The organism is Candidatus Manganitrophus morganii (assembly GCA_021651055.1).
GTDB lineage: Bacteria > Nitrospirota > Nitrospiria > SBBL01 > Manganitrophaceae > Manganitrophus > Manganitrophus morganii.
Map to the genome: position 1 here is coordinate 3,428,062 of JAJHOH010000001.1, position 14,666 is coordinate 3,442,727.

Consider the following 14,666-nt stretch of genomic DNA (forward strand, 5'->3'; position numbering starts at 1 on the left):
CGGTGGAGGTCATCGGCGCAGTCGCGTTGGCGCTGCTTCTCGATCTCTTGCTGGGCGATCCGCGTTGGATGCCGCATCCGGTCCGGGGGATGGGGAGACTGATCGAGGCGGGGGAACAGACTCTGAGAAGGCGCTTCCCGGGTCATGAAAGGCTCGCCGGGGTCTTTCTTGCCGCGTCGATGGTCCTGGGGGTGTATGCGTTCGGCCGCGGATTGTCTTCCGCATCGGAGCAGATCGATCCGGCGCTGGGGGTCGTCGTGCAGGCGCTCTTGATCTATTTTTCTCTGGCGCCGCGGGATCTCGCCGTGCATGCGCTCCGGGTGCGGCGGGAACTGAGGGGGGGAAATCTGGAGGGGGCGAAGACAAAGGTGTCGATGATGGTGGGGCGGGATGTGGCGCAGCTTGATGAAAAGGGGGTGATCCGCGCGACGGTGGAAAGTGTCGCCGAGAACACGGTCGACGGGGTGACCGCGCCGCTCTTCTTCGCCTTTCTCGGCGGAGGGCCGGCGGCGATCGCCTACCGGGCGGCCAACACCCTCGACTCGATGGTCGGCTACCGCCACGCCCCTTATACCGAGATCGGATGGGCCTCGGCCCGGTTCGACGACCTTCTCAATCTTCTGCCGGCGCGGCTGACGGCAGCGGTGATGCCGCTTGCCGGAATCTTTCTTGGCGGGTCGATCCTGAGAGGCTACCGCGCGCTCCTCCGGGATGGGAGAAAACATGACAGCCCCAACTCCGGTCTTCCGGAGGCGGCGATGGCCGGGCTGCTCGGGGTCCGGCTGGGGGGGCCGCACTGGTACCGGGAGAGGCATTATCCCTCTCCCTGGATCGGCTTCGATCGCCGTCCGATCGCTCCGGGGGATATCGTCAAAGCGATCGGGGTGATGGCGATAACGACGTTGATTCTGTTCCTTCTCTTTTCATGGATGAGGTGGACTGTTGCCGGATAAAACCGACCATGACCTCGGGGGAATGGTTGGAGGTAGCAACGGAAACCATGCCTTCCCCGGCCCGCTGAAGCAGGGGGTCTACGAGGCGATTTACCGGCGGAGGGATATACGGCGGTTTTTGCCCGATCCAATTCCGGAGGAAATCCTTCTCCGTATTCTGAACGCGGGCCATCAGGCCGGTTCGGTCGGGCTGATGCAGCCGTGGAACTTTGTCGTGATTCAGGACCGGTCGATCAAGGCGAAGATCAAGTCGGTTTTTTTGGAGTGCAACCGGGCGGCGGCGAAAGTCTATGCGGGGGAGCGGCGGGTGATGTACGACGGTCTGAAGTTGGAGGGGATTGCGGAGGCGCCGATCAATCTCTGTGTGACGTGCGACCCGATCCGGAAGGGGCCGCATGTCCTCGGCACCCGGACCATGCCGGAGACGGCGGTCTATTCGACCGTCTGCGCAATCCAGAACCTCTGGCTGGCGGCGAGGGCCGAGGGGGTCGGGATGGGATGGGTCAGCATTCTCGACCCGAAAGAGGTGAAGGCCGCTCTTTCGATTCCCAATCCGATCGTCCTGGTCGCCTATCTCTGTCTGGGGTATGTCGAGTCGTTTCCGGAAATTCCGGTGCTGGAAAATGTCGGATGGGAGAAGCGGTTTCCGTTGGAGAAGGTTCTTTATTGGAATCGTTGGGGAGGTTCGCAAGGGGAATGATGACGCAGGAGATTTTGCTTCTGATCGGCCATGGGAGCCGGGACGCGGAAGGAAACCAGGAGTTCCTGGAGATGGTCCGGCAGCTCCGGGAGAAGAATCCGCACCGGCGGATCGATGCCGCGTTCATCGAACTGTCCGAGCCCGATATCCAGACGGTGCTCGACGGCTATGCCGATCCCGCGCCGAAAATGGTCTGGATCATGCCGGTCTTGTTCTTTGCCGCCGGGCATTCCAAGGTCGAGATCCCTGAGATCGTCAATGAGGCCCGGCGCCGCCTCCCTCATGTGGCGTTTCACTACGGCGCCCCGCTGGGAATCCATCCGATCCTGCTCGATATCGTCCACGAGCGGGTCGTCGCGGCGGAGCGGGCGGCTTCCCTCCTCCCTAATGGCCTCGGATCAGGGGCGGCCACCCGAGAGGAGACCGCGATCCTCGTCATCGGCCGGGGCAGCTCCGACCCCGATGCCAACGGCGACCTGCACAAGATCGCCCGGCTTTATTGGGAGCGGTATTCCTACGGATGGGTGGAGAGCTGTTTCATCGGGGTGACGCAGCCCGATCTTCCCACCGGCTTGAAGCGCTGTGTCCGATTGGGAGCAAAGCGAATCATCGCCATTCCTTATTTCATCTTCACGGGCGTTTTGATCAAGCGGATTCACCGGATCATTTCGGAAGAGCAAGCAAGTCATCCCGAGGCGGAGATGATCGTCGGAGATTATTTGGGCCGGCACCCCGCCCTGCTGACCCTGATCGAGGAGCGCTTCGAGGCGATCCGCAAAGGACCGGTGTTGATGAATTGCGATCTTTGTAAATATCGAGTCCATGATCTGGTTTCGCAAACCCATTCTGAGGGGAGGAATCACTGATGTTTCCGAAAATCATCGACCCTGAAAAAATCGAGGAAGAAAGCTTTCGAATCATCGAGGCGGAGGTCGGACCGCACCCATTCTCGGTGTCGGAGTTCCAAATCGCCCGGCGCGTCATCCATGCCACGGCCGATTTCGAGTTTACAAAAACGATCCGGTTCCATCCGGAGGCGATTGCAAGCGGGATCAACGCATTACGAAGCGGCGCTTCGATCGTCGCCGATGTAGAGATGATCCAGTCGGGAATCAGTAAAGTAGGGCTGAAGCCGTTCGGAGGCGGGGTGCATTGCTACATCTCCGATGAGGACGTTGTCGCTTCGGCCAAATCGCTCGGGATCACGCGGGCGATCTGCGCGATGAGAAAGGCGGCGAAAACCGACGCCGCCGTTTATGCCGTCGGAAATGCCCCCACCGCGCTTTTTGAGCTGATTCGTCTCGTGCACGAGGGCCTGATTTCACCCGCCTTGATCGTCGGGGTTCCGGTCGGGTTCGTCTCCGCCGTCGAGTCAAAAGATGCGCTGCTTGGAATTAAAACACCCTTCATTACGGCCCTGGGAAGAAAGGGGGGAACGCCGGTGGCGGTGGCAATCGTTAACGCGTTGCTGAGACTCGCGCGGTAATGGAAGGAAAAAAGGGGACACGGACCGGTTATTCCACCGGGGCCTGCGCGACGGCGGCGACGAAGGGGGCACTGCTTGCGCTGCTCCATCAGCAGCCGGTCGGAGACGTCGAGATCGCCCTTCCGCTGGGACAGTGGGTGCGCTTCCCGATCGCTCAATGCGAGATCGGACCGACGGAGGCAACCTGTGGGGTGATCAAAGATGCGGGGGATGATCCCGACGTGACCCACGGTGCGACGATCCGCGCGACGGTCTCTTTCATCGAGACGCCGGGGGCGGTTCTGCTGGAAGCGGGCGAGGGGGTCGGGCGGGTGACCCAGCCGGGGCTCGGACTCCCGGTGGGAGCGCCCGATATCACCCGCGTTCCCCGGAAGATGATGACCGAAGTGGCGGAGGCGCTAGCCGCGGCGCAGTTGAAAGAGAGAGGGGTCAAGGTCGTTCTCTCCGTTCCGGGCGGAGAGGAGATGGCGAAGAAGACCGAACTGATCCGGCTCGGCGTCCTCGGCGGAATCGGGATCTTGGGAACCACCGGGATCGTCCGCCCCTATTCGACGGCCGCTTTCCGGGCCGGGATTGGCGTGGCGGTTGCCTCCGCCGCGGCGCGCGGGTACCGGCATTTGGTTCTCACCACCGGCGGGATGAGCGAAAAATTCGCCCGCCGCTCGATCGATCTTCCGGAGGGGGCCTTCATTCAGATGGGGGATTTCGTCGGCTACGCCCTGGAGCAGTGCGCGAAGCGGGGGATTTCACAGGTGACGATCTCCGGGATGATCGGAAAGCTCTCGAAGATGGCGATGGGGAAGATGATGACCCACGCCGCCGGCTCCGATGTCGATACCGGCTTCCTTGCGCAGCTCGCCGCGATGTCCGGCGCGCCGGAAGAGGTTGTGGAAGAGATCCTGCGGGCCAATACGGCGCGGCAGGTGGCGGAGATCGTCCAGGCGCGGGGACTCGTCCCCTTTTTCGACCGGCTCGCTCAGAGGGTTTGCGAGGCATGCCGCCGCCATGTCAAGGGGGAGTTGGATATTGAATGCCTTCTGACCGATTTTGAGGGGAATATCATTGGAAGGGGAAGCGCAGGAAAATAAAATTTTTGTCATCGGGATGGAGGGGGATGGGATCGACCGTCTGACCCCGGAGAGTCAACGGCGAATCGCCGCCACCGATCTGCTGATGGGAGGGGAGCGGCACCTCGTCCACTTTTCGGATGCTGCGGGAGAGCGGATCGCCATCGGATCGAATCTGCAGGAGATCGCCGAGCGGGCCTTGTCGGGGTTGAAGGAAGGGAAACAGGTCGTGGTCCTCGCTTCGGGAGACCCTCTTTTTTACGGGATCGGCGCGTTCCTCATCAAGCGGATCGGAAAGGAGCGGGTCGAGATTCATCCCGCCGTGAGCGCCATGCAGCTCGCCTTCGCGCGGGTGAAGGAGCCGTGGCAGGAGGCGGCGCTGGTCAGTCTTCATGCGAAGCCGATCGAAAATCTGCTCCCCGCCCTGGAGGAGAAAGGGCTGATCGGGCTTTTCACCGACGAGACCAACACCCCCGATGCGGTCGCTCGTTTTCTCTTGGGCCGGGGCGAGGCCGGTTGGGCCGGGTGGGTCTGCGAAAATTTGGGTGGGATAGAAGAGCGGGTCGGCGCGATGACGCTCGATGAGATGGCCCGGGGAAAATTCGCCTCCCTGAATGTGGTGATCCTGAAGCGGGAGAAGCCGACCGATGCCGCCGGGGCCGACCGGCCGGTCCGGTGGGAGGGGGCCTTCGGCATTCCCGACGATCTCTTCGTCTGCCGGAAGCCCAAGGCGGGGCTGATCACGAAGAAAGAAATCCGCGTGATGAGCCTCGCGGAGATGGGGCTTCGGCGCGACGGCGTCACCTGGGACATCGGCGCCGGCTCCGGATCGGTGTCGATCGAGCTGGCCCGTCTCTGCCCGGAGGGAGCGGTCTTCGCCGTCGAGAAGAACCGGGAGGATTTCGAGCTGATCGAGCGGAACATGCGCCGGTTTGGAATTAAAAATATCACCGCGGTCTGCGAGCAGGCACCGGCGGGGTTGGAGCACTTTCCAGATCCCGATGCGATTTTCATTGGAGGATCGGGCGGAGAGATGGAGGAGATCCTCTCCCTCTGTACCGCGCGGCTTAAGCCCCGAGGGCGAATCGTAGCGAACCTGATCACGATGGAGAACCTCCACCACTTCAGCCACTTCTTCAAAGAGGTTCCGTGGGAGGTCACCTATACCCTGGTCCAGGTCTCACGATCCAAACCGATCTTGGAGATGGTCCGGTACGAGGCGCTCAATCCGATCACCATCGCCGTCGCAAAAAGAAAAGGAGAAAGATGAGGCTGGGAAGATTCTATGGCATCGGCGTCGGCCCGGGCGATCCGGAACTGCTGACGGTTAAAGCACTCAATCGGCTCCGATCGGTCGATGTCATCTGCTACCCCGCCTGCCGGCCGGGGGCGGGAAGCTATGCGCTCCAGATCGTGCAGGGACTGATGGGAGAGCGGGCCCAATTGAAAGGGCTTCTCTTCCCGATGGAGCGGGAGATGGAACGATTGGTTCCGATCTGGAAAGAATCGGTCGCCGCGGTTTACGGCGACCTCTCCGCCGGGCGGGAGGTCGCCTTCATCACCGAGGGAGATCCTTTCTTCTACAGCACCTTCGTCTACCTCTACGATCTGATGCGACAGCTTCATCCCGAGGTGGCGATCGAGGTGATTCCGGGGATCTCTTCGGTCATGGCCGCCTCGGTCCGGGCGGGGGTTCCGCTGGCGATGGCCGATGAGCGGATGGCGGTCCTCCCGGCGACCTATGAAGATGACTACCTCGAGGAGGCGCTTGATCGATTCGACACGGTGGTCTTCATCAAGGTCAGCAGCGTCCTTCCGAAACTGATCGCGCTGCTTGAACGGATGAAGCTGATCGACCGGGCGGTGATGGTCGAGCGCTGCGGAAGCGCCGAGGAGCGGCTGGTCTACGACCTGAGCACTTTACGTGAAGCGCGGTTGAATTATCTTTCACTGGTGATCGTGAGGAAGGAGAAGGGCTGACGCCGGACGAGATCGGTGCGCCCTGGGGGTTGGCCTCTTGGAGGCCGGACCAAGAAGCGGCCTCCAAGAGGCGCCTGGGCCGGGCAAAGGGGGCCGATATGACGCTGTGTCCGCTCCTTCGCCGGACGGCGTCAGCCGGAATGGAGAGAGGTTAAGAATGAAAAAGGATTTGGCGATCATCGCCATCACCAAAGGGGGGGTGGAGATCGCCCGGCGGCTTCGAGACCATTTCTCCGAGGCGGACTTCCTCATTTCGGAGAAGTTCGCCGCTGCGGCGGGAGAAGGGGTCATCCCACTGAAAGGACCTCTGAGCAAGAATGTCGGCGAGTTCTTTCATGCCTACGACAAAATCGTCTTCCTCGTCTCTCTGGGGGCGGTGGTCCGGCTGATCGCGCCGCATCTGAAGGACAAACATGTCGATCCGGCGGTCCTGGTCGTCGATGATCGGGCGCAGTTTGTGATCTCCGTCCTTTCGGGTCATGTCGGTGGAGCGAATGCCTTTACCGAAACGGTAGCCAAGGCGCTGGGCGCCGCGCCGGTGATCACGACGGCATCGGACGTGGGGAAGACGATCCCGGTCGATATCCTCGGCCGGGAACTGGGCTGGACCCTGGAAGGGGAGGAGCATGTCACCCGGGTTTCGGCCAGCGTGGTGAACGAGGAGCCAGTCGCCTTTCTTCAAGAGACGGGAGAGAAGAGCTGGTGGACCCGGCCGACCCCGCTTCCCCCCAATATCGAATGTTTCACCTCTTTGGAGGCACTGATGGAGAAGGAGGGATTCGGCAAGCGGTATGGGGCCTATCTGGTCGTAACCGACCGGAGCCGGAGTTCCTTTCCGAGACAAATGCAAGACCGGACCGTCCTCTACCGTCCCAAGAGCCTCGATCTCGGGATGGGGTGCGACCGGGGGACGCCAATTGAAGAGATCGAAGAATTGATCGGGACGACGCTGGAGAAGAATGGTCTCTCGATGGCGTCGGTCCGGGCGCTTGCCACGCTCGATCAGAAATCGGACGAGCCGGCCTTCCTTCAGCTCTGCGAGAAAAACGGCTGGAAGTTGGTAGCCTTTTCCAAGGAGGAATTGCAGCAGGTCGAGGGGATTCTGACCCCCTCCGCCGTGGTCGAGAAGTGGGTCGGCACGCCGAGTGTCTCGGAGGCCGCGGCGCTGAGATCGAGCGGCGCATCAGCTTTGTCGATTCCGAAGGTCAAAGCAAAGCGGGCGACGCTTGCCGTGGCCCGGGTGGTCTTTTAATAAGGAGTCGATCGATGGATAAGAAGGGTGAGCTTTATCTCGTTGGATTTGGGCCCGGAAGTTTCGATCATCTGACCTTCCGGGCGCGGCAGGCGATCGAGCGGGCGAAGGTCGTGGTCGGATATCGAACGTATATCGACTTGGTCGCCGATCTTCTGGAAGGAAAAGAGATCGTCGCGACCGGCATGACCGAGGAGATCGACCGGGCCCGGGTCGCCGTGGATCGGGCGCAGAAAGGGGAGCGGGTCGCGATCGTCTCCAGCGGCGACGTCGGGATTTATGGGATGGCGGGGCTGATCTTCGAGATCCTCTCCGAGATCGGCTGGAAGCCGGGGGGCGATTTCTCGGTCGAGGTGATTCCCGGCATCACCGCCCTTTCTGCCGTTGCGTCCCTCGTTGGGGCGCCGCTTACGCACGATTTCGCCGCGGTGAGCTTAAGCGATTTGCTGACTCCCTGGGCCGTCATCGAGAAGCGGCTCCATGCGGTGGGGGAGGGAGATTTTGTGATCGCCCTCTACAATCCGCAGAGCAAGCGGCGGGACTGGCAGCTCAAAAGGGCTCAGGAAATTTTGCTTCAGTATAAGGTTCCCGACACCCCGGTGGCGGTCGTCAAGAGTGCCTATCGCGAGGGAGAGCGGATCGTTCTGACGACGCTGGACCGCATGGCGGAGGCGGAGGTCGGAATGCTGACGACGATTCTGATCGGGAATGCGTCGACTTTCCGGTATCTCGATTTTCTGGTGACGCCCCGGGGCTACTCCGGAAAATACGATCTTGAATCGGGAGAGATCCTCCACAAGGGGATCGACCGGCCGGGGCGGTCGTTGAACCGGCCGCCCGACTTCAAACCATGACCGAGGAGACCGTGATGATCCCAGGCAAGATCTACATCATCGGCGCGGGGCCGGGCGATCCTGAACTTTTGACGGTAAAGGGGATGCGGCTGCTGCGGGAGGCCGATGTGATCCTCTATGCCGGATCTCTGGTGAACCCGATCGTTCTCCAATTTGCCCGTCCCGATGCGACTCTTTACGACAGCGCCGGTTTGGTCTTGGAAGAGATTGTCCGAATCCTGATCGAGACGGCCCGGACGGGGAAAAAGGTGGTCCGGCTGGCGAGCGGCGATCCTTCTCTCTTCGGGGCGATCGGAGAGATGACCGAGCCGATCCTCAGAGCAGGCCTGGAATTCGAATTCGTCCCGGGGGTGAGTTCGTTTCTGGCCGGCGCGGCTTCCCTCAAAAGAGAGCTGACGGTGCCGGAGGTGAGCCAGACGGTGATCTTGACCCGCTGCGAGGGGAGAACCCCGATGCCCGATCTGGAGAAGCTGACCGAACTGGCCCGGCATCGATCGACGATGGTGATTTTTCTGAGCGCGCACCTGGCCGGCAAGATCGAGAGAGAACTCTTGTCGGTTTATCCGGCCGAGACGCCGGTGGCGATTGTCTACCGGGCGAGTTGGGAGGATGAAAAGATCGTCCGGGGGCGATTGAGCGAACTTCACGCCTCGATCAAAGAGAATCAGATCACCAAGACCGCCTTGATCTATGTCGGTGAATTCCTCGCCTCGGAAGGGACCCGCTCCCGGCTTTACGATCCGACATTCAGCCATGGGTACCGGAAAGCGTCGGAGTAGGGTGTGGGACATGGCGTACCGAAGGGGAATATCTAAAATCAAAGGCAGATTTTAGCGCCGGCCCCACATATTCTAAGGATAGAAGGACATGCCTACAAAAGGGCTGATCATGATCAATACCGGCAACGGGAAGGGAAAAACCACGGCTGCCCTGGGGACCGCTTTCCGGGCGCTCGGCTACGGCTGGAAGATTCTGGTGGTTCAATTTATTAAAGGGAAGTGGCATTACGGCGAGCTTGATTCGGCGAAGAAATTCGGCGATCAATTTCAGATTCGCCCGATGGGAGAGGGCTTCACCTGGGACACCAAAAATCCCGAACGGGACCGGCAGAAAGCGCAAGAAGCATGGGCGTTCGGGGTGAAAGAGGCGCTCACCGGAAACTATCAGATGATCATTTTCGACGAAATCAATTACGTCATCCGTTATCACTACCTCGAAGTCGCGGAGGTCATTGATTTTCTCAAAACAAAACCGCCGGCGCTCCATGTTTTCCTGACCGGCCGGGACGCCGATGAACAATTGATCGAGATCGCCGATCTGGTCACGGAGATGCGGGAGATCAAACATCCATTCAAGAAAGGAATCAAGGCCCAGAAGGGGATTGAGTTTTAAGGGGACCTTGAAATGTTTTGATGAAGAGAAGCGGATTCCTGATCGCCGGAACCCATAGCGGCGTTGGAAAAACAACGGTGACCCTCGCCCTTCTGGAAGCGCTGATCCGGAGAGGCATGAAGGTGCAGGCATTTAAAGTCGGGCCGGACTACCTCGACCCGACCTTTCATCGGGTGGCGACGGGGCGCCCCTCCAGGAATCTGGACGGCTGGATGATGGGGCGTTCGGAGGTTCTGAAAAGTTTCGCGCGCGCATCGGACGACGCCGATCTCTCGGTCATCGAAGGGGTGATGGGATTATTCGATGGGCTCCGAGGCCGATCGGAGGAGGGGAGTTCCGCCCAAATTTCAAAGTGGCTCTCTATGCCGGTGATCCTGGTGATCGATGCGGGAGGGCTGGCCCGAACGGCGGCGGCGCTCGTGCGCGGCTGCCAGGCCCTCGCTCCGGAATTGAAGATTTCGGGTGTCATCTTCAATCGGATCGGAAGCAAGAACCACCTCGACATTTTAAGGGAGGCGGTTGAGTCAACCTGCGGGGTTCGTGTCTTGGGCGGGTTTCCGAAAGAAGAGGGGATCACCCTTCCAGAACGCCACCTTGGCCTCGTCCACGCCGCTGAGAGCCTCACTCCCTTGATGCGCAGGCGTCTGGGAGAGATGGCCGAGACATTTCTGAAGCTTGATGAGATCGTGAAAATGGAATATGCAATCAAAGAGATGCCCCTTTCTCTCTTTGGGCAGGAGGGGGAGAGACAGATTCGGTGCAGGATCGGGGTCGCCCTGGATGCGGCTTTTCATTTTTATTATCAGGATAACCTCGATCTGTTGGAGAAGGCCGGGGCCGAGCTGGTTTTCTTCTCTCCGCTTAATGAGGTGGAGATCCCAGCGGGTCTGGACGGACTTTACTTCGGCGGAGGATACCCGGAGGTCTATGCAGAGGGGTTGTCGAGAAATCGGACAATGGCCGAGTCGATTCGGAGGTTTTCCGCAAGAGGTGGGCCGATCTACGCGGAATGCGGCGGTCTGATGTATTTGGCAAGCCGGATTGAGACCGTCGAGGGGAGATCCTTCCCGTTGGTCGGACTTTTGCCAGGGCAGGTCCGAATGGGGAGAAAGTTAAAAGCGCTGGGATATCGAGAGGTCGAAGCCGAGGAGGAATGTCTTCTTCTTGAAAAAGGGGAGAGGGTAAGAGGACATGAATTCCACTACTCGGAATGGGCAGCAGACTCCTCAGATTACCCGGCGGGTCAATTAAAAAGACCCTACCGCCTTTTCCGGGGGGGAGAGCCGTCCGAATATCGAGAGGAAGGTTTTTCCGACGATCATCTCCTTGCCAGTTATGTTCACCTTCATTTCGCTTCCAATCCAGCCATTGCAAAGCGGTGGGTATTTTTATGCGAGCGCTTTCGGCGTCGGATCGATCGGAGTGAATCGAGAAAATAGGTTTATTTAAAGTGGAGGTCCCATGGAACCCGTTTTGAAAGCGGAGAAGCCGTCGATCAAGCCTTATAACAAACACCTGCTCGTCTGCACCGGTCCCCGCTGCACCTCGGGAGAAGCGGAGAGCCTCTTTAAGATGATTGGGGAGAAGCTGGCGGCGAACGGCCTGGAAGGAGGGGAATTTCGGGTGAAGCGGACCCGCTGCAGCTGTTTTGCCGTCTGCAAAGGGGGGCCGATCGTGGTGGTTCATCCTGACGGAACCTGGTACTACGGGGTCACCCCGGAGGTGTTGGATCGAATTTTAATAGAACATCTCAAAGAGGGAAGACCGGTAAAAGAGCATGTTTTTCATCAGGCCTCGTTGATCGACTCTTCCAATGAAGGTGTTCCGGAGGAGGGGGATGATCTGTGTTGATGGGTTGGACCGGTGCACTGTTCTTATTGATTGCGATCGATGTCGGGAATGCCTTGGCCCAACAGGAGGCTCTTCCGGAAGATAAAGCATCGGAAAGGACATTAAATGAACGGGTCAAAGCGATTGAAGAGCGGCTCGACAGGCTCGACCGGGTCGAAACGATTAAAAAGGTCGAAGAGTATTTATGCCCGGATGGAGAGATCCACGATGCCCCGCCTCCGGGGGGGCGTTGTCCTGACGGCACGATTCCCGAAGGGAGGATCACCTTCAGAAAAATCCCGTTTTCGAGGAGAGAATCTTTGGACGAGAGAATCGGGGCCGCGCTCGAAGAAGCCGAGTCCAAACGGGTGGCCGTCGGCGGATCGGCCCGAGGGGTCGTGCAGCAGGTTTTAAACAGCGAAGAGAGCGACAAGCTTTTTTCCACAGGCGCGGTCGACCTTTTCTTCCTCTCAATGCCGACGGTTTTTTCGACCTTCTTTGTCGATCTGGAATCGATCGGCGGGGCCGGCCCCGATGAGGTCCTTGGAAGCCTCTCTCGATTGAACGCCGATGCGGAGACGCTCGGGGTAACCGACGATGTAAAGGTGCGGGAGGCGTGGCTTCATTTTAAACTCTTGGACGACCGGCTGAGAATCGTCGGCGGAAAGATCGACCTGACCAACTACTTCGACCGGAACGCGGTCGCCAACGATGAGACCAGCCAGTTTCTTAATACGGCGCTGGTGAGCAACCCCCTGCTCCGGCAGCCGCCCAACGGTCCCGGTTTGGCCATTCAGTACGATACCGGAGGAGAGATGGGGGTGGCGCTCGGGATTCAGTCACCCAATGACACGGCCTCTACCATCACAGAGAAGGTCTATGCCGTGGTCGAGATCGACTACCATAGTCACCTTCTTCTTGCGAGGGAAGGGAATTACCGGTTGTGGGGGCGAACTGGAAGAGTCTCGGAGGAACTTGAGAAGAAGACGTGGGGTGTGGGATTCAGCCTCGATCAACAAATCACCGCGCGCCTCACCTTCTTTGCCCGGGCGGGAATCGGCCGGACGGAAGAGGAGGATCAAAACGCATACGCCTGGTCGGCCGGATTTCAGGCCCCGTCCCCTTTCAAGGCATCGACGAAAGATCAAGTGGGTGTCGCCTTCAGCCGGGAAGTCGAGGCAGACCAGTCTGAAAATATCGCCGAGGGGTACTATCATCACATTCTCACAGACCGGCTCTGGGTCTCGCTCGATCTGCAGTGGCTTATTTCTGGAACAAACGGCATGACCGGCGATGAGAACGAAAACATTTTTATTCCCGGTGTCCGGACGACCGTTAATTTCTAATAGGGCTCAATAATAAAATGGGAGGAGAGCGCATGTCGAAAAAATGTTTTTGGATCATGATCGGTTCTATCTTTATTCTTTTTTCCGGTTTTTCCCGAGGCTGGGCCGATGAACGGAAAAGTGCGCCGCTCGATCTCGCCGCATACGATCCGAAGACGCTGGTCTTTGTGGCCAACCGCGATTCCAGCGATATCGCCGTCATCGACACCCGGACCGACCAGGTCATCCGCCGGATCGCCCTGGGTAAATATGCGAATCCGCACATGGCGATGTTAAGCCATAACGGGAAGAAGCTTCTGGTCTCCGCGACCGGCAGGGACCGGTTCCTTGTTGTCGATCTGGCGACGGAAGCGATCGAGAGAACGATCGAGACCGGCCAGGCGCCGGAGCATTTTGCGATTACAATGGACGATCGATTCGCTTATGTCGGCAATATGGAAGACTCAACCGTTTCGGTGATCGACCTGGAAGAGGGAAAAGAGGTCCGGCGGCTGAAGGACTTCTTCGAGCCGCACGGCTTCAGCGTGCTGCCCGGAAACGACAAGCTCTATGTTTCTAATTTCGGCGCGCACGAAATCAGGGCGGTTGAAATCCCGTCCCAACGGCTGGCAAAGCGGCTGGCGATCGGCAATGTCCACCGCGCGGCGATTCGGGACCCGGAGCGGTATCGAAGCGAGTTGAAAGGGATCGCCAACCCAACACCGACGATCGATGGCCGTTTTATCTATGCGGCCGACGGCGATGCCGGCGTGGTTGGGATCATCGATACCGAAACCGATCGCGTCATCAAGACACTGAAGGTCGGCGAGGCGCCCTGGCGGGCGTATGCCTCTCCGGACGGCCGTTTTATGATGGTCCCGAACAATGGAGATGAGACGATCTCGGTCATCGATGTGACGACACAGGAGGTGGTGACGACGCTGCAAGGTGGAGCGGGCATGACCGGCGTCAATTTCACTCAGGGAGGGAAAAAGGCCTATGTCATCAGCGGGGAAGAGGGCGCCGTCTCCGTATACGATATGACGACCTTCAAGAGAGTAAACCGTTTAAAGCTGGGAGCCAATTTGTCTCTTGAGACCGGCGCAACGACGGCCGATGGACGGAAGATCTATGTCGCTTCTTCAACCGATGATTCGGTGTATGTCATCGATTCAAACACGGATCAGGTAAAACGCATTCCCAATGTCGGACGTTTTCCCTGGGGGGTCATCATCCTGGGGGCGGCGAGCCCGAACTACTGCCATTAAAAAATTATTCTGGGGCTGGATACACACAAGGATCTGGGCCTTTTTCTCAGATAATTCTGGAGAACGATAGGGCACATAAGAATTCCTCATGAGCCCCTAATCCATGGCGGCATAAGGAACCTGAAGGCCTGCTGAATAGACAGGTTTCGGCTTGAGGCCTGAAGTTCTTATCCCTTCGGGGAGCTTTTAAACCGGCGGTTCACATTATTACCCAGAACCGGCCGGTTGAAACAGTATCCCCGCGCAGCATCGCAGCCAAGGGAGGCGAGTCCTTCTGAGATTTCCTTGTTTTCCATCCTTGCACCAAATTGAACCATGTTGATCGATGAGCGAACGATCATGGCATCGGCCTTCTCTGTCAAATTCTTGACAAATAACTTGTCAATCTTAATGACAGTTTTCTCAAGTAGGCGAGAGGAAGAGTGACCAATGTCGAAGTTGTCGATTGCGTGGCTAACCGCTTATCTTAAAGGTAAAGCTGAAGTTTCCATCGTGCGCACCGGATCGGCCCCTGAGAACTTTTAATGATCTCCGATTTAAGATGTCTGCCGGCAGATCG

15 protein-coding genes are annotated in these 14,666 nt (G+C 58.9%); all 15 read left to right on the forward strand.

What is annotated here, in order from left to right; all coding sequences use genetic code 11:
- The first annotated feature begins 2 nt into the window (after positions 1-2).
- The 15 genes from cbiB (at position 3) to MCM46_15755 (ending at position 14,107) form a co-directional block, all read left to right on the forward strand.
- Positions 3-953, forward strand: coding sequence for an adenosylcobinamide-phosphate synthase CbiB (gene cbiB, locus MCM46_15685; GenBank protein ID MCG3113257.1), 951 nt, complete (start codon positions 3-5; stop codon positions 951-953).
- Entirely contained in the window at positions 943-1,653 is a 711-nt protein-coding gene (gene bluB / locus MCM46_15690; GenBank protein MCG3113258.1) for a 5,6-dimethylbenzimidazole synthase, read from the forward strand. The genes cbiB and bluB overlap by 11 nt, the downstream gene beginning before the upstream one ends.
- A complete protein-coding gene (locus MCM46_15695) occupies positions 1,650-2,519 on the forward strand; it encodes a sirohydrochlorin chelatase (GenBank protein MCG3113259.1) in 870 nt (289 codons plus the stop codon). Before bluB ends, MCM46_15695 begins: the two co-directional genes overlap by 4 nt.
- Positions 2,519-3,139: a precorrin-8X methylmutase gene (locus MCM46_15700; GenBank protein ID MCG3113260.1), complete on the forward strand. Its 621-nt coding sequence runs from the start codon at positions 2,519-2,521 to the stop codon at positions 3,137-3,139. Before MCM46_15695 ends, MCM46_15700 begins: the two co-directional genes overlap by 1 nt.
- Positions 3,139-4,227 carry a cobalt-precorrin-5B (C(1))-methyltransferase gene (locus MCM46_15705; protein ID MCG3113261.1) on the forward strand — a complete coding sequence of 363 codons (1,089 nt, stop codon included), beginning with the start codon at positions 3,139-3,141 and terminating at the stop codon, positions 4,225-4,227. The genes MCM46_15700 and MCM46_15705 overlap by 1 nt, the downstream gene beginning before the upstream one ends.
- Positions 4,202-5,476 carry a precorrin-6y C5,15-methyltransferase (decarboxylating) subunit CbiE gene (gene cbiE, locus MCM46_15710; protein MCG3113262.1) on the forward strand — a complete coding sequence of 425 codons (1,275 nt, stop codon included), beginning with the start codon at positions 4,202-4,204 and terminating at the stop codon, positions 5,474-5,476. Before MCM46_15705 ends, cbiE begins: the two co-directional genes overlap by 26 nt.
- A complete protein-coding gene (gene cobI / locus MCM46_15715) occupies positions 5,473-6,186 on the forward strand; it encodes a precorrin-2 C(20)-methyltransferase (protein MCG3113263.1) in 714 nt (237 codons plus the stop codon). The genes cbiE and cobI overlap by 4 nt, the downstream gene beginning before the upstream one ends.
- Before the next feature lie 157 nt (positions 6,187-6,343).
- A complete protein-coding gene (locus tag MCM46_15720; GenBank protein ID MCG3113264.1) occupies positions 6,344-7,438 on the forward strand; it encodes a cobalamin biosynthesis protein in 1,095 nt (364 codons plus the stop codon).
- 14 nt (positions 7,439-7,452) lie between these two features.
- Entirely contained in the window at positions 7,453-8,292 is an 840-nt protein-coding gene (gene cobJ, locus MCM46_15725) for a precorrin-3B C(17)-methyltransferase (GenBank protein MCG3113265.1), read from the forward strand.
- A gap of 83 nt (positions 8,293-8,375) precedes the next feature.
- On the forward strand, positions 8,376-9,071 hold the full coding sequence (gene cobM / locus MCM46_15730; GenBank protein MCG3113266.1) for a precorrin-4 C(11)-methyltransferase: 696 nt from the start codon (positions 8,376-8,378) through the stop codon (positions 9,069-9,071).
- An 88-nt stretch (positions 9,072-9,159) separates the two neighbouring features.
- Positions 9,160-9,684, forward strand: coding sequence for a cob(I)yrinic acid a,c-diamide adenosyltransferase (gene cobO, locus MCM46_15735; GenBank protein MCG3113267.1), 525 nt, complete (start codon positions 9,160-9,162; stop codon positions 9,682-9,684).
- Positions 9,685-9,704: 20 nt separating this feature from the next.
- Positions 9,705-11,123: a cobyrinate a,c-diamide synthase gene (locus MCM46_15740; GenBank protein ID MCG3113268.1), complete on the forward strand. Its 1,419-nt coding sequence runs from the start codon at positions 9,705-9,707 to the stop codon at positions 11,121-11,123.
- Positions 11,124-11,145: 22 nt separating this feature from the next.
- On the forward strand, positions 11,146-11,535 hold the full coding sequence (locus MCM46_15745; protein MCG3113269.1) for an NAD(P)H-dependent oxidoreductase subunit E: 390 nt from the start codon (positions 11,146-11,148) through the stop codon (positions 11,533-11,535).
- Positions 11,535-12,860: a carbohydrate porin gene (locus tag MCM46_15750; protein ID MCG3113270.1), complete on the forward strand. Its 1,326-nt coding sequence runs from the start codon at positions 11,535-11,537 to the stop codon at positions 12,858-12,860. The genes MCM46_15745 and MCM46_15750 overlap by 1 nt, the downstream gene beginning before the upstream one ends.
- Before the next feature lie 32 nt (positions 12,861-12,892).
- Positions 12,893-14,107 (forward strand): beta-propeller fold lactonase family protein, encoded by a 1,215-nt coding sequence (locus MCM46_15755; protein MCG3113271.1) that lies wholly within the window; start codon positions 12,893-12,895, stop codon positions 14,105-14,107.
- The last annotated feature ends 559 nt before the right edge of the window (positions 14,108-14,666 follow it).